This is a genomic window from Amycolatopsis sp. NBC_01307, from assembly GCF_035975215.1.
In the GTDB taxonomy this organism is placed as follows: domain Bacteria; phylum Actinomycetota; class Actinomycetes; order Mycobacteriales; family Pseudonocardiaceae; genus Amycolatopsis.
Window position 1 is genome coordinate 10127855 of sequence record NZ_CP108403.1, and the last position, 16795, is coordinate 10144649.

The 16795-nt window shown below is 71.3% G+C and carries 17 protein-coding genes; 8 read left to right on the plus strand and 9 right to left on the minus strand.

Features of this window, described 5'->3' with window-relative positions; all coding sequences use genetic code 11:
* Positions 1-58: 58 nt before the first annotated feature.
* Entirely contained in the window at positions 59-718 is a 660-nt protein-coding gene (locus tag OG439_RS45695; protein ID WP_326946563.1) for a TetR/AcrR family transcriptional regulator, read from the plus strand.
* 71 nt (positions 719-789) lie between these two features.
* Here OG439_RS45695 and OG439_RS45700 read toward each other — a convergent pair whose 3' ends face one another.
* Positions 790-996, minus strand: coding sequence for a hypothetical protein (locus OG439_RS45700; RefSeq protein ID WP_247064529.1), 207 nt, complete (start codon positions 994-996; stop codon positions 790-792).
* On the opposite strand from OG439_RS45700, the gene OG439_RS45705 reads away from it, so the two are divergent.
* Positions 899-1696 (plus strand): hypothetical protein, encoded by a 798-nt coding sequence (locus tag OG439_RS45705; protein WP_326951787.1) that lies wholly within the window; start codon positions 899-901, stop codon positions 1694-1696. The genes OG439_RS45700 and OG439_RS45705 overlap by 98 nt on opposite strands.
* Before the next feature lie 61 nt (positions 1697-1757).
* Here OG439_RS45705 and OG439_RS45710 read toward each other — a convergent pair whose 3' ends face one another.
* From OG439_RS45710 to OG439_RS45720, 3 genes are all read right to left on the minus strand, one after another.
* Positions 1758-2531: a trypsin-like serine peptidase gene (locus OG439_RS45710; RefSeq protein WP_326946564.1), complete on the minus strand. Its 774-nt coding sequence runs from the start codon at positions 2529-2531 to the stop codon at positions 1758-1760.
* 137 nt (positions 2532-2668) lie between these two features.
* Entirely contained in the window at positions 2669-3289 is a 621-nt protein-coding gene (locus OG439_RS45715) for a rhomboid family intramembrane serine protease (RefSeq protein WP_326951788.1), read from the minus strand.
* A gap of 141 nt (positions 3290-3430) precedes the next feature.
* Positions 3431-4474, minus strand: a complete 1044-nt coding sequence (locus tag OG439_RS45720; protein WP_326951789.1) for a class I SAM-dependent methyltransferase — start codon at positions 4472-4474, stop codon at positions 3431-3433.
* Positions 4475-4734: 260 nt separating this feature from the next.
* Between OG439_RS45720 and OG439_RS45725 the strand changes: the two genes are divergently transcribed.
* Genes OG439_RS45725 through OG439_RS45735 form a run of 3 tightly spaced genes read left to right on the plus strand, consistent with a single transcriptional unit; the run spans position 4735 to position 7615 of the window.
* The gene (locus OG439_RS45725; protein WP_326946565.1) at positions 4735-5862 is read left to right on the plus strand and encodes a sigma-E factor regulatory protein RseB domain-containing protein; all 1128 of its coding nucleotides are present in this window, start codon (positions 4735-4737) and stop codon (positions 5860-5862) included.
* Positions 5859-6776: an ABC transporter ATP-binding protein gene (locus OG439_RS45730; protein WP_326946566.1), complete on the plus strand. Its 918-nt coding sequence runs from the start codon at positions 5859-5861 to the stop codon at positions 6774-6776. The genes OG439_RS45725 and OG439_RS45730 overlap by 4 nt, the downstream gene beginning before the upstream one ends.
* The gene (locus OG439_RS45735; protein ID WP_326946567.1) at positions 6773-7615 is read left to right on the plus strand and encodes an ABC transporter permease; all 843 of its coding nucleotides are present in this window, start codon (positions 6773-6775) and stop codon (positions 7613-7615) included. The genes OG439_RS45730 and OG439_RS45735 overlap by 4 nt, the downstream gene beginning before the upstream one ends.
* Here the strand turns inward: OG439_RS45735 and OG439_RS45740 are convergent.
* Positions 7605-8411 carry a PGAP1-like alpha/beta domain-containing protein gene (locus OG439_RS45740; protein ID WP_326946568.1) on the minus strand — a complete coding sequence of 269 codons (807 nt, stop codon included), beginning with the start codon at positions 8409-8411 and terminating at the stop codon, positions 7605-7607. The genes OG439_RS45735 and OG439_RS45740 overlap by 11 nt on opposite strands.
* Before the next feature lie 102 nt (positions 8412-8513).
* Here OG439_RS45740 and OG439_RS45745 point away from each other — a divergent pair, with 102 nt between their 5' ends.
* On the plus strand, positions 8514-8858 hold the full coding sequence (locus tag OG439_RS45745; protein ID WP_326946569.1) for a VOC family protein: 345 nt from the start codon (positions 8514-8516) through the stop codon (positions 8856-8858).
* Between the two features lie 46 nt (positions 8859-8904).
* On the plus strand, positions 8905-11259 hold the full coding sequence (locus tag OG439_RS45750; protein WP_326946570.1) for an excinuclease ABC subunit UvrA: 2355 nt from the start codon (positions 8905-8907) through the stop codon (positions 11257-11259).
* Positions 11260-11334: 75 nt separating this feature from the next.
* Here OG439_RS45750 and OG439_RS45755 read toward each other — a convergent pair whose 3' ends face one another.
* Positions 11335-12531: a glycoside hydrolase family 64 protein gene (locus OG439_RS45755; RefSeq protein WP_326946571.1), complete on the minus strand. Its 1197-nt coding sequence runs from the start codon at positions 12529-12531 to the stop codon at positions 11335-11337.
* A 38-nt stretch (positions 12532-12569) separates the two neighbouring features.
* A complete protein-coding gene (locus OG439_RS45760) occupies positions 12570-13487 on the minus strand; it encodes an EamA family transporter (protein ID WP_326946572.1) in 918 nt (305 codons plus the stop codon).
* A gap of 75 nt (positions 13488-13562) precedes the next feature.
* Between OG439_RS45760 and OG439_RS45765 the strand changes: the two genes are divergently transcribed.
* A complete protein-coding gene (locus OG439_RS45765; RefSeq protein ID WP_326946573.1) occupies positions 13563-14054 on the plus strand; it encodes a MarR family winged helix-turn-helix transcriptional regulator in 492 nt (163 codons plus the stop codon).
* Here OG439_RS45765 and OG439_RS45770 read toward each other — a convergent pair.
* Both OG439_RS45770 and OG439_RS45775 read right to left on the minus strand, forming a co-directional pair.
* Positions 14051-15001 (minus strand): MBL fold metallo-hydrolase, encoded by a 951-nt coding sequence (locus OG439_RS45770; RefSeq protein WP_326946574.1) that lies wholly within the window; start codon positions 14999-15001, stop codon positions 14051-14053. The two genes, OG439_RS45765 and OG439_RS45770, sit on opposite strands and share 4 nt — an antisense overlap.
* A gap of 253 nt (positions 15002-15254) precedes the next feature.
* Positions 15255-16520 (minus strand): ricin-type beta-trefoil lectin domain protein, encoded by a 1266-nt coding sequence (locus OG439_RS45775; RefSeq protein ID WP_326946575.1) that lies wholly within the window; start codon positions 16518-16520, stop codon positions 15255-15257.
* Positions 16521-16795: the final 275 nt, after the last annotated feature.

The following is a 16795-nucleotide window of genomic DNA, read 5'->3' on the forward strand; positions in this document are numbered from 1 at the left end:
TGCTTCGTTCCGTACAATAGCAGAGCGGAACGATCCGTTCCAGTGCTACCCTCGGTTCATGCCCGAGAGCACTCCGTCCGACACCGCCTTGCCCGAGACTGCGCTGCCCGGCCGCCGCGGCCAGGCCGCCCGCAACGACGTCGTGATCCTCGACGCCGCCCGTGACGTCTTCCTGCTGGATCCGAAGGCGCCCGTCTCGGCCGTCGCCGAGCGCGCCGGTGTCGGTATCAGCGCCCTCTACCGGCGGTACCCGAGCAAGGAGCTGCTGCTCTGCCGGCTCTGCCACGACGGCCTCCGCCGGTTCATCTCCGAGGCCGAGGTCTCGGTCGAGGAGCCGGACGCCTGGACGGCCCTCACCGGCTTCCTCGGCCGGGTGGTCGACGCCGACGTGCACTCGCTGACCACGCACCTGGCGGGCACGTTCACGCCGACCCGGGAGATGGGCCTCGACGCCCAGCGCGCGAACGAGCTGGCCGCCGGGCTCGTCGCCCGCGCGCACGAGAGCGGGCGCCTGCGCCGTGACGCCGTCACCGAAGACGTCGGCATGATCCTCGAGTGCTGCGCGGCGATCCGCGTCGACGACCCGGTGCGCACCAGTGAGCTGCGGCAGCGGTACCTCGCGCTGCTCCTGGAAGGGCTGGCGGCGGGTGACGGCCCGGACCTGCCGGGTCCACCGCCGCGCCCGGGTGAGATGAACGGCCGCTGGCGTCAGTCCTGACGGCGGTTCCGGGGCGCCGCCGGATGGAGGTAACGAATTGTGGGGACGCGACGACTGAACAGCAGCATCTGTCAGAGCGGCATTCCTCGACTGAACGGCGAGAACACCACTATGCGAAGAAGCTGGCGACGGACAACGATTCTGTCTTCGGTGGCCGCTTTGGCCACCGCGTTCATCGCGATGGCGCCCGCCGCGGACGCGGCCCCGCCCTCCAGTTCTGTCGAAGTCAGTCCCACAACGGTACTGCCGGGGCAGACATTCACCGTCTCGGAAACCATTTACAACGACCGCGATTTCACGGTGACGTTCGCGAAGGCGGCCATTTACGGCTCGCCGACCGCCATCACCGACGTCGCGGACCTCGTCTCCTGCACCGGCGTGACGGACCTGGGCTGCTTCCAGGCCGGCAGCAGCTACCGCGCGCCCTTCGGCGACCTCGAAGCCGGCGGCACCCGGACCGCGGTGTTCACGTTGCGCGCCAAGGAAACGATCACGCCGGGCCAGTTCACGCTGCAGCACCAGTTCGTCGGCGACAACTACGCCTTCGAGACCCTCGACGGCCCGGTCGTCACCATCGGTGAGGCGTCGAACATCGCCGACGTCAAGGTCGCGCTCGCCGCGACCGGCCACGGCGGCCTGAACGCGCGCATCGACTACACGCTGACCGTGACGAACACCGGCCCGTCGGCCGCGTCCGGGATCCGGGTCGTCGCAACGTATGCGTCGGGTCTTTCGTACGCGAGCTCGACCGGGTGCGCCCACGTGGGCACCACCCGGACGCTGAACTGCGACGTCGCCTCGCTGGCCTCCGGCGCGTCCACGACCGCGAAGTTCTCGGTCAACGGCGGCCTGCTGGCCCTCGGCTCCTACACCACCACGGTGCAGAAGACCACGAGCGCGCCGACCGACCCCACCAGCGCCAACGACAGCGCGTCGAAGACGTGCTCGGCGCTCACCGGGCTCATCGTGACCTGCTGAAGGTTCACGTGAGATGAGCCGGGCCCGTGTCCTCCGCCAGGGACGCGGGCCCGGTTCGCGTTCAGCCCGCGGCCGACGTGTAGAGCTGCTGGATGTCGTCGTCGAAATAGGCGCTGTAGGAGACGTCCGGGGTGTCGCCGCCGAGCTGGTAACCGCCGATCACGCCGACGACCACGCCGTTCGTCACCCACGGCCCGCCGCTGGTCCCGTCCGGAAAACCGGGGCACGCGATCCGTTGCTGATATGTGTCGGAACGGGTCGTCCCGCCGGTGCAGACGACCGGGGAATCGGTCGTGTCGGGGTAGCCCGTAAGAGTGATTTCGTGGTCGAATCCCTGGTCGATTCCGAGGGTGTTCGCGCCGGTCAGGCTTTCCAGGGAAGCGGTGTTCCCGGCCTGGTGAACGGTCAGGAAAGCGAAGTCGAGATCCGGATCCGCGGCCGACGTCCAGCCGGCCGCGACGGCCACGTCCGTCACGGTCCACATTCCGAGCGGCGCGACGCCGTCGTGATAACCGGGCGCGAAGGCCATCCCGTCCTTGACGCAGTGGGCGGCGGTCAGGACGAGGTCCCCGGCGCCGGAGTGCACGACGCTGGCGCTGCAGAAGTGGCTCCCGTTCGCGAACAACGCGCCGACCGGTGAGGTGGTCGCGGGCGCCGCGGCTTCGGGAGCAGCCGCTTCGGACGTGACGGTGGGCGAGAGGGCAGGCGTGCTGACCGGGGCGGCCGCGGCGTAGGCGTCGTCGGCGGTCGAGTTCGCGCCGAGAGCGACGCCGGTCCCCAGGACCAGCGTCGACGCCGCCGCGAGGACCGCGGTCCGGAGGAAACTGTTCGCCACCGATCCAGATCACCACAGCCGCGCCGGGCCGGCATCTCGCGGAGCCGGATCCACAGCGTTCTCACAGCGGTTCACACCCCGCACCCAGGAATCCACTGTGGACGATCCGGCCCCCGGCGGACGGGCTCGGGCAGGTCCTAACTGAGGTCTTTGGGGAGCAGCACGGTCGCCGGGTCGGTGGCGTCCGGGCCGGTTACCGCCTTGGGGCGGCGGTCGCGGAAGAGCCAGCCGCCGATGATGCCGCCTGCGAAGCCGAACATGTGGCCCTGCCAGCTGACCTGCTCGTCGGACGGCAGCAGTGACGAGAACTGGTAGGCGAAGCACAACGCCATCACCAGGCCGATCACGATGTCGATCGGGTGGCGGTCGAACAGGCCGCGCACGATGATGTAGCCGAAGTAGCCGAACACCAGGCCGCTGGCGCCGGCGGTGACCGCGGTCGACGGGGAGATGAACCAGACGCCGAGGCCGCTCGCGATGATGATCAGCACGCTCACGCCCAGCCACTTCTTCACCCCGCGGTAAGCCGCGAGGAAACCGAAGACGAACAGCGGGCCGGAGTTGGCTTCGATGTGGTCCCAGCCGAAGTGGAAGAACGGCGCGCTGAAGATCTCCGGCAGCGACGCGGGGTCGCGTGCTTCGATGCCGAACTCGTGGCTCAGGCCGTTGTCGTCGAGGGCGTTGACGATCTGCAGCACCCACATCACGGCCAGCAGGCCCACCATCACCCACAAAGCCCGCTTGGCCTCGGCGATCATCGCCTCGGCGTTGCTCTGCGGTGTGCCCTCGCCGGTCGTGCTCACTTCGTCCCCCATGGTCGGTTGCGCTGGGCCCGAGAATAACCGGGGCACGGCCCGGATCCGGCATTCCGGACCGAGTCGTGACTCCGGCGGTGGTGCTCAGTCCGCGCGCAGGCGCCACAGCGACGTGACTTCCGCCGCGCGGGCCCGGTGCAGCGGGTCGTCGGGGTCGGCCGCGCGGGGATGCTGTGGTGCCGTGTCGGTCCGGCCCGCGACGTCGAGGCCGGCCGCGTCGATCCAGCCGAGCAGCTCGCCGCGGGTGCGCAGGCCGAGGTGTTCGGCCAGGTCGGACAGCACGAGCCAGGCCTCGCCGCCCGGCGTCAGGTGCCGGCGCAGCCGGTCGAAGAAGCCGCGCAGCATCCGGCTGCCCGGGTCGTACACGGCGTGGTCGAGCGACGTCCGGGGCCGCCCCGGCAGCCACGGCGGGTTGCACACCACCAGCGAAGCCCGGCCGGGTGGGAACAGGTCCGCGCACACGACTTCGGTGCGCGCGGAGAACCCCAGCCGGGCCAGGTTGTCCGCCGCGCACGCGACGGCCCGGGGCTCGGCGTCCGTCGCGACCACCCGCGCCACCCCGCGGTGGGCGAGCACGGCGGCGAGCACGCCGGTCCCGGTGCCGACGTCGAACGCGACATCCGTGGCGGGCAACGGCGTTTCCGCGACCAGCCGGACGTACTCCTGGCGCACCGGCGCGAAAACGCCGTAGTACGGGTGGATCCGCGCGCCGAGCGCGGGGACGGCGATCCCGGTCCGGCGCCACCCGGCCGCGCCGAGGACGCCGAGCAGCTCCCGCAATGGGACCGCGGCCGCGACGTCGAGCGAGCCGTAGACGCCGGCGCACGCCTCCCGGACGTCCGGCGCCCGGCGCAGCGGGACGATGTGCCCGGGGTCGAGGGGCACGTACAGCAGCGAGAGCAGCCGCGCCCGGTGCGCGCGGTGCGCCCGGTGGGCCGGGTAGTCGTCCGGCGGCGGGGGCGGGAGCCGCCGGGACACGGCGTCGAGGAGCTGCCGCGCGGCCGGGTAGCCGCCGCTCCAGAGCAGGGCGACGCCGGCGGAGAAGCTGCGCAGTGCCGCATCCGCCGAGAGCGCTTCGTCGGCGGGGACGGCAGGGACGTCGGAGCGGGAGGGCGGGGCGAAGAGCATGCGGCCGGGTTCGCCGGGCATGACGAGGTGAGGCACGGAATTCCGTTCTGCTGCGGCCGCGCGCGTGGCGGAGTGCCCGCGCGCGGCGCGGGGTGAGGGGGTTCGGGACTGCCGGAGCAGCCGGAACTAGCTCAAGACAGCAGCATGAACGGGGGTCGTCACCGGGCGAGCGTACCGCCGCGATCCACAGGATTCGTAAGAACTCGGCGGCTGATCTTCCGGGTGCCATGGCGTACAAAGGACGACAGAGGTGATGCCGGATGACGCCCTCGGTGGTGCGGCACGAAACGCGGCGCCGGTGGGCGGTGGTCGCCGCGGTGACCCTTGTCCTCGTGTCGGTGCCCGCCGTCGTCGCCGCCCTGCCGTCCGCGGGGGAGTCGATCGACCCGGCGCGCCTGCGCACGCTGGTGCTGGCGTCCGCCGGCCGGCCGTACCAGGGGTACGCCGAGAGCTCCGGCTCGCTCGCCCTGCCGGAGCTGCCGAACCTCGCCGACGTCGCCGCGCTCTTCGCCGGGACGACGCGGATGCGCGCCTGGTACGCCGGGCCCGACCGCTACCGCGTCGACACCCTCGGCACCGCGGGCGAGCACGACGTCTACCGGCTGCCCGACGGCGAATACACCTGGGACTACGGCACCAACACGCTGACCGAGCTGATCGGCGAACCGAGCGTCCGGCTGCCGCGAGCAGGGGATCTGCTGCCGCCGGAGCTCGCGCGGCGGGTCCTGCAGGCGGCGAAGAACGACTCGGTGAGCACGCTGCCCGCGCGGCGCGTCGCCGGCGTCGACGCGTCCGGGCTGCGGCTGGTCCCGGCCGACCCGGACACCACGATCGGCCAGGTGGACCTGTGGGCCGACCCGGCGACCGGGCTGCCGGTGCGTGTCGAAGTCACCGCGCGGGGCCAGCAGGCACCGATCCTGAGCACCGCGTTCCAGCAGGTCGAGCAGACGACTCCGGTGGTCGAGGCGCCGCGGCCGGTGCTCGGGTCCGGCTTCTCCGTTACGAGCGCCCCGGACGTCACCGACGCCCTCGGGGCGCTGGGCCAGGCCGTGCTGCCGAACACGCTCGGCGGGCGGCCGGTGGCGTCGTCGAACTTCGGCGGGGTCACCGGCGCCGCGCTCTACGGCACCGGGCTGGCGGCCTTCGCCGTCATCGCCGTGCCGCGCAACGTCGGGAACGCCGCGAGCGACGCGGCCGGGAAGGCAGGCGGTGTGGAGGTCAAGCTGACGTCCGGGAGCGTGGTGCAGCTGTCGCTCACGCCGTTGTCGCTGGCGATCGTGCGGTCGTCGTTCTCCCGGCGCTCGTACCTGCTGGCCGGGACGGTGACGCCGGACGTGCTGCGCACGGTCGCGGACGAGCTGTCGCGGCTGCGCCGGAGCGGCCGATGATCGTCACCCGCGGCCTGACCAAGCGTTACGGCCGGGTGCTCGCCGTCGACGCCGTCGACCTGGACGTGCGCGAAGGCGACCGCTACGGCTTCCTCGGCCCGAACGGCTCGGGCAAGACCACGCTGGTCCGGATGCTGCTCGGGCTCGTCTACGCGACCAGCGGCGAGATCGAGGTCCTCGGGAAGCCGGTGCCGAAACGGGTCGCCGAGGTGCTGCCGGAGGTCGGCGCGCTCGTCGAGGGCCCGGCCGCCTACCCGCACCTGTCCGGCCGCCGGAACCTCTCGCTGCTCGACGCCGCCGGGCGCGGCGGCGGCCGGCGCACCCGGCGGCGTCGCATCGACGACGCCCTGGAGCAGGTCGGGCTGGGCGCGGTCGACCAGCGGCCGATCAAGGCGTACTCGCTGGGCATGCGCCAACGGCTCGGGCTGGCCGGCGCGCTGTTGCGCAAGCCGCGGCTGCTGATCCTCGACGAGCCGACCAACGGCCTCGACCCGCAGGGCATCAAGGAGATCCGCGAGCTGCTGGTCGAGCTGAACGCGGGCGGGACCACGGTGTTTCTGTCGAGTCACCTGCTGGCCGAGGTCGAGCAGCTGTGCACCCGCGTCGGCGTCGTCGACCGCGGCCGGCTGGTGCTGGAGGAAGACCTGACGTCGCTGCGCGCGCTGACCGGCCGGGTGCTCGTCGGCACGCCGGACCCGGCCGCGGCGGCCGCGGTCCTCGACGGGCAGCTCGTGTCCCGCGACGGTGACCGGCTGGTGATCCGGCACGAAGACCCGGCGGCGCTGAACGCGATGCTCGTCCAGGCCGGCGTGCGGGTGTCGTCCATCGACGCCGAGCGGCGGACCCTCGAACAGGTGGTCCTCGAGTTCACCGGCCCCGGCTCGGACCGCTTCGGGGAGGTGGCGGGGGGATGATCGGCGTCGAGCTGCGGAAACTCGTGCTGCGGCCGCGGATCTGGGTCAGCATCCTGCTGCTCTGCCTGCTGCCCGCGATCGTCGGGATCTTCCTGGCGACGGCCGACTTCGCGCCGCCGCCCGGGCAGGGCGGGGCGTTCCTGTCGGCCGTGGTGAACGACGGCGCGCTCTACCCGGCGGCTGCGCTCGCCCTGGTGCTGCCGTTGTTCCTGCCGATCGCGGTCGCCGTCGTCGCGGGTGACGCGATCGCGGGCGAGGCGTCCGGCGGCACCCTGCGGTACCTGCTGGTGCGCCCGGTCGGCCGGACGCGCCTGCTCAGCGCCAAGATGGTCGCCATCGCCGTCTACGTCACCGCGGCGATCGTGATCGTGGTGCTGACGTCGCTGGTGCTCGGCGTGATCCTGTTCGGCACCGGCGGCACCCCCGGCGTCGCGGGTCCCGGCGGGCAGCCCGCCGGGGTGACGTCGTTGTCGGGGCAGTCGCTCAGCTCGTCCGGGCTGGGCCTGCGGCTGCTCGGCGCGGTGAGCTACATCGTGGTGTCGATGCTGGGGTTCGCCGCGATCACGATGTTCCTCTCGACGGTCACCGTCTCGTCGCTCGGCGCCGCGCTGGGCGGGCTGGCCGTGCTGATCACCAGCTCGGTGCTGGAGACGCTGGACGCGGCCGCGTCGGTGAAGCCGTACCTGCCGACGCACTACTGGCTGTCGTGGATCGACTTCTTCCGCGATCCCGTGCTGTGGCGCAACATCGACCACGGCCTGCTGCTGCAGGCCGGCTACATCGTGGTGTTCTTCGGCGCGGCCTGGGCGAACTTCGCGACCAAGGACGTCACGAGCTGAGGCACTCCGCGGGCGCTTCCAGCGGCGTGGTGCCCAGCGCCTGCAGGACCAGCTCCGTGACGGCGGGATCGGTGGGCAGGTCGCCGTGGCCGGCCTGGTTGCCGGGGCAGACCTGCTGCAACGCCACGTTGACCGCGCCGTCCACCTGGGCCGAGTCCGGTGGCGTGACCGTCTCGTCGCGCTCGGTCCACACCGACAGCCACGGCAGGGTCGACGGGATCGGGTCCTTCGCCATCTCCTGCAGCAGCGCGCTGCCCGGTGCCAGCTGGACGCACGCCGTCGGGCAGGCGCCCGGCACGAGCGCGCCGCCCGCCGCGGCCAGGCCGGTGCCGTGCATGGGCGCGCCGAGCGTCACCACCCGGCGGGCCTGGTGCTCGCCGCCCTCGCGGCCGACCCACAGCCGCGCCACGACGCCGCCCGCGGAGTAGCCGACGACGTCCACCGAGGGCGCGCCGGCCGCGTACGCGCGTTCGACCGCCGCCGAGAGCACGGCGACCTGTTCGAGCAGGTCACCGGTGCCGTCGCCGGCCAGGGTGAGCACCTCGGTGGTGCGTCCGGTGGTCTGCCGGATGTGCGCGGCCAGCTCGTTGAGCGCGCCCTGGCCGCCGCCGTAACCGGGCACGAGCAGCACCGGGCCCGGCTTGTCCTGGTCGGGTGTCCCGGCCTGCGGCGCGGCGCTGGTACCGGACGTGACGACGACCGCCGCGACGACCACGGCCACCACGACGACCGCCACGCCGCTCAGCATCAGGCGCCGTCGCGGGCTGATGCCGCGCCACCAAGCCGTGATCCGCATACCTCCATCATGCACGCGCGAGACCGATCAGGAATCGAGAAGCGCAGGTCATCGCCCCGGTCGTAGCGTCGGTGGCACAGAAGACGACAACGAGGAGTGACCATGAGCACCCAGGGGATCAAGACCGTGCTGCACCCCGTCTCCGACCTGGAGAAGGCCAAGGCCGTCTACACCGCGCTGCTCGGCGCCGAGCCGACCGCCGACTCGGCCTACTACGTCGGCTACGACGTCGAGGGCCAGCACATCGGGCTGGTGCCGGGTGGCGCCGCACCGGGCACCGGCCCGGTGAGCTACTGGCACGTCGACGACATCGAGGCGAAGCTCGCCGAGGTCACCGCGGCCGGCGGCACCGTGAAGGACGCCCCGAAGGACGTCGGTGGCGGCCGGCTGGTGGCCACCTTCGCCGACGCCGACGGCAACGTTCTGGGTGTGCTGCAGGACAGCTGACCTGGTTGGATCGCTCTCAGGCCCGCCCGGACAAGATGGAGACACGATGAGCAAGGCCAGTCACGAAGCCGACAGCCACGACCTGATCCGGGTGCACGGCGCGCGCGTCAACAACCTCAAGGACGTCACGGTCGAGCTGCCGAAGCGCCGGCTGACCGTGTTCACCGGGGTCTCCGGTTCGGGCAAGAGCTCGCTGGTGTTCGGCACGATCGCCGCGGAGTCGCAGCGGCTGATCAACGAGACCTACAGCGCGTTCGTGCAGGGGTTCATGCCGACGCTGGCGCGCCCCGACGTCGACGTCCTCGACGGGCTGACGACGGCGATCATCGTCGACCAGGAACGGATGGGCAGCGACCCGCGCTCCACGGTCGGCACGGCGACCGACGCCAACGCGATGCTGCGGATCCTGTTCAGCCGGCTCGGGAAGCCGTACATCGGCTCGCCCCAGGCGTTCTCCTTCAACGTCGCGTCGATCAGCGGCGCCGGTGCGGTCACCCTCGAGAAGGGCGGCCGCACCACGAAGGAGCGGCGCAGCTTCAGCGTCCTCGGCGGCATGTGCCCGCGCTGCGAGGGCCGGGGCGCGGTCAACGACGTGGACCTCACCCAGCTCTACGACGAGACGAAGTCGATCAACGAGGGCGCGATCACCATCCCCGGCTACAGCATGGAGGGCTGGCACGGCCGCATCTTCCGTGGCTGCGGCTTCTTCGACGCGGACAAGCCGATCAAGAAGTTCACCAAGCGCCAGCTCGACGACCTGCTCTACAAGGAGCCGACCAAGATCAAGGTCGAGGGCATCAACCTGACGTACACGGGCCTGGTGCCGTCGATCCAGAAGTCGATGCTCGCCAAGGACGTCGACGCGATGCAGCCGCACATCCGCGCGTTCGTGGAGCGGGCGGTCACGTTCACCACCTGCCCGGAGTGCGACGGCACGCGGCTGAGCCCGGAGGCCCGGTCGTCGAAGATCGGGAAGGTGAACATCGCGGACGCGTGCGCGATGCAGATCAGCGACCTGGCCGGCTGGGTCCGCGGCCTGAAGGCACCGTCGGTGGCGCCACTGCTGGAAGCGCTGGGCCACACGCTCGACTCGTTCGTCGAGATCGGCCTCGGTTACCTCTCGCTGGATCGGCCGTCGGGCACGCTCTCGGGCGGCGAGGCGCAGCGGACCAAGATGATCCGGCACCTCGGGTCGTCGCTCACCGACGTCACCTACGTCTTCGACGAGCCGACGATCGGGCTGCACCCGCACGACATCCAGCGGATGAACGAACTGCTGCTGCAACTGCGGAACAAGGGCAACACGGTGCTCGTCGTGGAGCACAAGCCGGAGGCGATCGCGATCGCCGACCACGTCGTCGACCTCGGGCCGAAGGCCGGTTCCGAAGGCGGCGAGGTCGTCTTCGAGGGCACCGTCGCGGGACTGCGGAAGAGCGACACGATGACCGGCCGCCACCTCGACGACCGGGCCGTGCTCAAGGACGAAGTGCGGAAGCCCGAAGGGGCGCTGGAGGTCCGGGGCGCGTCGACGCACAACCTGCGTGACGTCGACGTCGACATCCCGCTCGGCGTGCTCGCCGTCATCACCGGCGTGGCGGGGTCCGGGAAGTCGTCGCTGATCCACGGCTCGGTCGCGGGCGCCGAGGGCGTCGTCTCGATCGACCAGGGCGCGATCCGCGGCTCGCGGCGCAGCAACCCGGCGACCTACACCGGGCTGCTCGAGCCGATCCGCAAGGCTTTCGCGAAGGAGAACGGCGTCAAGCCGGCGTTGTTCAGCGCCAACTCCGAAGGCGCTTGCCCGAACTGCAACGGCGCCGGCGTGATCTACAGCGACCTGGGCATGATGGCCGGCGTCGCGACGCCGTGCGAAGTGTGCGAGGGCAAGCGGTTCCAGGCCGAGGTGCTGGACTACAAGTTCGGCGGCAAGGACATCAGCGAGGTCCTGTCGATGTCGGTGGCCGCGGCGACGGAGTTCTTCAGCGGCAAGCTGCCCGCGGCGCACAAGATCCTCGAGCGGCTCGGCGACGTCGGCCTCGGTTACCTGACCCTGGGCCAGCCGCTCACGACGTTGTCCGGCGGTGAGCGGCAGCGGATCAAGCTGGCCACGCACCTGGGTTCCGCGGGTGACGTCTACGTCCTGGACGAGCCGACCACCGGCCTGCACCTGGCCGACGTCGAGAACCTGCTCGGCCTGCTCGACCGGCTGGTGGACTCGGGCAAGTCGGTGATCGTGATCGAGCACCACCAGGCCGTGATGGCCCACGCGGACTGGCTGATCGACCTCGGCCCCGGCGCCGGCCACGACGGCGGCACCGTCGTCTTCGAAGGCACACCGCGGGAGCTGGTGGAGGCGCGGTCCACGCTGACCGGCGAGCACCTGGCGGTTTACGTCGGGGCTTGACGTCCTGCCGCGGCTTGTCGTGAGTGGTAATGAGGGTTAGAACCCTCATTACCACTCACGAGGGCCGTGGTGTCCTCAGTTGAAGGGGTCCAGCGTGAGGTAGGCCGTCGCCGGGTTGCCGTCGTTGACCAGGGACTCGTAGTTGCCGACGTCGTCGAAAGCGAACGCGTACGCCTTGCCGTCCGCCATCTGCGCGTGGATCTTGCGCGCGTAGTGGTTCGTGACGCTGTCCAGGTAGAAGCCCGCCGAGCTGGTGTCCGGCTGGTTGGCGTTCGTCAGCAGCGTCGAGCGGTTGAAGCCCGCGCAGAGCGTGCGCGAGATCTGCCCGCGGACGTCGTTCGGGGCGTCGAGGTTCTTGTAGCAGCCGAAGATGCTGTCGGAGTCCGGCTTCTGGAACGCCGTCACGAACCCGCCCGAGGTGTTCGTGAAGTTCATGACGTTGCCCGAGACGCGGCCGGTGTACTTCACGCTCGGCTGGTCCGCGACCGGCGTCACCGTCAGCGCCGACGAGCTGTACTTCGTCCAGACGCGGTTGATGTAGTCCTGCAGCACGGTCGCGGGCAGCGCGCCGGCCTCGATGCCGTGGCTCGGCGCCAGCGCGCGCAGCACCGTGCCGTCCGAGCGGGTCCGGATCAGGTTCGCCCAGCCGCCGGGCTGGCCGCGCAGTGCGGTGTAGAAACCGTTGTAGCCGCCCGCTTTCAGGTGCCCGGTGGTCTTCGTCGTGCCGCCGGTCGGCTGCACGCCGACCGCGTACGGCGCGGAGAACATGTCCACCTGGGTGCTGTTGATCCAGAGGCCGGCGTCGTTGAGCGTGTACTCCGACCAGTTGAACAGGATGTTGACGTTCGGGTCGGAGGGGTTCTGCACCGCGGGCTGCACCAGGCCGCCGGTCGTCAGCTTGAACACCAGCTTCTGCCCGTAGGAGAAGTAGATCCGGCCGGAGAACTTCGGGATCCGGATGGTGCTCGAGCCGCTGTTCGCGGGCCCGGGGATCGACGCGTCGGGCGCCGGGGTGGGCGGGTTGCCGCCGGCCGGCCAGGCGTGGAACGTGCCGTTGGCGTCGGCCCAGCCCTGCTGTCCGGTGGCCAGGTTCGTGCCCAGGTCGTAGATGTAGACCTGATCACCGCGACCGGAGTTGTTGGTGATCTTCAACGGGATGGTGGCCGGGACCGCGTCGGCGGCCGGGGCGACGGCGGTCGCGAGCCCGGCGGCGACGGCGAGCGTCGCGGCCAGAGCGGAAAACCGCCGTCGGAAGGGGGATCTCGGACGCACGGGGCGCCTCCTCGTCGAGGCCGGTGATCACGAGTTGTTCAGACCACTTCAGAGTCGGTGGCACGCGGAGACGTTGTCAAAGGCTGATAATTATTAGCAGCCGTCCGGCCCAGCGTCCGTCGCTGAGCGGTCACGACGGCGGCGAGCACGACCGCGCCGCCGAGCAGCTGCCACCCGCCGAGGCGCTGGCCGAGCACGAGCCAGCCGAGCAGGGTCGCGACCACCGGGCTGAGCAGCCCGAGGAACGTCACGTGCGTCGGCGACAACGCGCGGATCCCGCGGAACCACAGCGTGTACGCCAGCGCGGCGCCGATCAGCGCGAGGTAGCCGTAACCCGCGTAGTTGGCCGCGGACAGCGTCGACGGCGGCGGCCCTTCGACGGCGAGCGCGAGCGGCACGAGCACCAGCCCGCCCGCGACGAGCTGCCAGCCCGTGGTCGCCAGCAGGGGAGCGGGCGACGTCCAGCGCTTGCTCAGCACGACGCCGGTGGCCATCACGACCGCGCCGCCGACCGCCGCGGCGACGCCGAGCGCGTCGAGCCGGGCGTCCGACCGCAGCACGAGCAGGCTGACGCCGGCGACGCCCGCGACGCCGGCGAGCAGCGTGCGCCGGGTCAGCCGTTCGCCGAGCAGGCCGGTGGACAGGCCCGCGACGAGCAGCGGCTGGAGGGCGCCGAGCGTGGCGGCGACGCCGCCGGGCAGCCGGTAGGCGGCGACGAACAGCAGCGCGAAGAACGCGCCGATGTTCAGGGTGCCGAGCACCAGCGATCGCCACCACCAGCTGCCGCGCGGCAGCTGCCGGGTGAGCGCGACCAGCAGGAGCCCGGCGGGCAGCGCCCGGACGACGGCGGCCAGCAGCGGCCGGCCGGGCGGCAGCAGCTCGGTCGTGACCAGGTAGGTGGAACCCCAGATGACCGGCGCGAGGGCGGTGACCACCAGAAGTCGATTGTTGAGCACTAAGGCAATATAGCTCAGCGCTAAGGTAAATCGCTACCGCTCACTTACCGCTAAGACATCGGTTACGCTGGGCCGATGGCCGACCACGTGGACCGGGTGCTGGAGCAGTGGCACGCCGAACGTCCCGACCTCGACGTCTCCCCGATGGCCGTGATCGGCCGGCTGTCACGGCTGGGCGTGCTGGTCGACGCCGAGCTGCGGCGGACGTTCGCCCGGCACGGCCTGGACCACGCGACCTTCGACGTCCTGGCGACCCTGCGCCGCACCGGCCCGCCGTACCGGCTGACGCCGACGGAGCTGATGCGCTCGGCGATGGTCACCTCCGGCGCGATCACCCAGCGCCTCGACAAGCTGGAGGCGCGAGGCCTGGTCCGCCGCACGCCCGACGAGGCCGACGGCCGGGGTGTGCGGGTCGAGCTGACGGAGGCCGGCGGTGAGCTGATCGATCGCGCGCTGCCGGACCACGTCGCGACGGAACACCGCGTTCTCGCCGCGCTCGAAGACGACGAGCGGGAGGACTTGGCGGAGATGCTGCGGAAGCTCCTCGAGAGCCTCGGGCCCGCTTAGGAGATCCGGCGGACCGGCTCGGCGCCCAGCAGGTAGTCCAGGTCGATGCGCCCGCCCGCGGCGGCGATCACCGCGTCGACCGCGAGGTCCACGTCGAGCTTGAGGCCGTGCTGGTCGGCGTACGCGCGCATCAGGTTGCCGATGTGGCGCTCCGGGTTGGTCCACGTCGGCCAGCGCAGCGACGCCTGGGTCGCCAGCTTCGAGAAGTCGCGGCTGCGCGCGGTCGCGTCCAGGAGCCACTCCAGGTAGACGCGCATCGCGTGCACGGCGCTGTGGCCCGGGTTTGCGACCGGTCCGTGGCCGGGCACGAGCGTCCGCGGGCGGAACGTGTCCTGCAGCCAGTCGAGCGCGTCGAGCCAGCCCGGGATCGAGCCGTGCACCGCCATCGGCGTGCTGCCGATGAACACCAGGTCGCCGGTGAACAGCGTGCCCGAGCGCGGTTCGTGCACCACCAGGTCACCGGCGGTGTGCGCGGTGCCCGGCACGGCCACGACGTCGGCGGCCGCGCCCCCGAGGTCGAGCCGCTTCCAGCCCACGACGGGGTGGACCGCGGCGGGCTCCGGCGGCTCCAGCACGCCCCACTGGGTGCAGGTGAAGACGTTGCCGTAGGTCTGCGGCCCGGCCTTGACGACCTCGACGCTCGCGGGCGCGGCGAGCACGGTCCCGCCGTCGCGCAGCGCGACCCCGACACCGTTGTGGTGCTCACCGTGCGCGTGCGTGACGACCACGGTGAGTTGCTGCGCGCTTTCGGGCGCGTACTTGCGGACGTCGCGGACCAGTTCCAAAGTGGCCTGCTCGGTGCCGCACGTGTCGATCAACACGACGCCTTCGCTGCCCTGGATCCAGCCACTGTTGGCGACGAACCATTCGTCCGGGCTCTTCACGTACGCCACGACCCCCGGGCGCGCGTGCCGGAGCGGGACGATGTTCGCGGTAACGGCCGGCATTGCTTTCCCTCCCTGAGCGAAGCCGTAACGGCCCGGCTTCGCAGCGTGTCGGTCTCCCACGTGAGCGGGTTCTGACCGGCGTTGCGCTTAACGACGAGGGCGCGGCCAGGTTGCGCGCTTTCCGCCGGGATTTCGACGAGTTCCCGACGACTTCTCGGCGGGTTCTCGGTAAGGACGGAAACCGGCAGGTCAATCCGCATTCTGCCAGTTTCCGTCCGAATGGGAACCTCTTCGCGAGAAAATCACGGAAGGATCAGGCCGGCACCTGCCACCGCTGGTTCGCCGTCGCCGCGCAGGTCCGGATCTGCAGCCGGGTGCCGTCGGCCGACGAGCCGCCCGTCGCGTCGAGGCACTTGCCCGACTGCGGATTCAGCAGCGTGCCGTCGGAGCGGGCCTGCCACGTCTGCGCCCCGGTGCCGTTGCAGTCCCAGAGCTGGGTGAGCGTGCCGTCCGCGGTGCCGCTCGACGCGACGTCCAGGCACTTGCCGAGCGCCCGCAGCGTCCCGCTCTGCGACGTCCACCGCTGCGCGCCCGTGCCGTTGCAGGTCCACAGCTGGATCGCGGTGCCGTTGGTGGTGTTCGACGCGCTGACGTCGACGCACTTGCCGCCGATCCCGGTGATCGCGCCCGCCGGGCTGGTGGTGCCGCTGGTGATCAGGTACGCGCTGTTCGCGACGTTCCAATGCGTCGCCAGGTAGCTGCCGGCCGGCGGGTTGGTGGTGAAGTAGTCGTCGCCGCCGCAGTCGATCTGGTTCTCCGGCGCGCCGGGGCAGACCTTCACCAGGCCGCCGGGCGGGTTCGGGATGCCGCCGTCGTCGTAACACATGATGTCCTCGTCGTCCCAGCAATGGCCGTACGGCGTCGAGTGCGGCGCGCTGCCCTGGACGGCGCCGAGCGTGTGCAGCAGTTCGTGGCCGGTCGCCTGCCACGTCCAGCAGCCGGTGCCGACCGTCGCGTAGTGCGGGCCGGCGTTGTACGGGTTGCTCGCGCCCGGGCTGTCGTTGCCGCCGTTGCCGAACGCCAGGCCGCAGCCGTCCTTGTCGTACCAGACGATGTACTTGCGGTCGGCGCGGTTGTAGCCCTGCGCCTTGATCGCGTTGGTGATCGTGTCGACGGTGGCCATGTCGGCCTGCGCGATCGTCACGTTCGCGACGGTGGCGCGGCAGCTCGTGTCGGTGACGTACCGCAGGTGCCGGACGCCGCCGCCGAGCCGGCCCGCGGCCTCGACGAAGGCGTCGTCGATCTGGCTCGCGAACGTCTGGAACCGGGCGGCGAACTGCGAATACCGGTCGGTCTGCCCATTTCCGCGGACGTAGAGCGCCTGAACGCGCTTTCCGCTGGTGCCGTCGCCGTCGCAGACGGTCGACAGCGGCGCCGCGGCGGCGGCCGCCGGCGTCCGGAGGTGATCGGGGAGCTGTTCGGTGCCATCGTTGCCGGCGGCCCCGGCCGACGGCAGCATCGCGGTGGCGAACACGAGGGCGGTGCTGAGTGCGGCGAGGCGCCAGGTTCTTGCGGTCACGAGGATTCCGCCTTCCCGATGCGGCAGTGGACGAGAAGTACGCAGGCGGTCTAGACCACTCGGAATGATAGAAGCGGGCCCGACGGCTGTCACTGACAAGAACGGACAGCTTGGGGTGAACCGGTCACCGATCGACGCCGGCCGGCCCGGCGGACCCGGTCCGCTGAGCGGTACGGGTCTTGACAGTCGATCTAGACGGTCCATACTGGTATATACCTTTATGGGAGGGTCCGGGGATTCACACCGGGATACGTAAAGAGGGCTTCGCGCGCTCG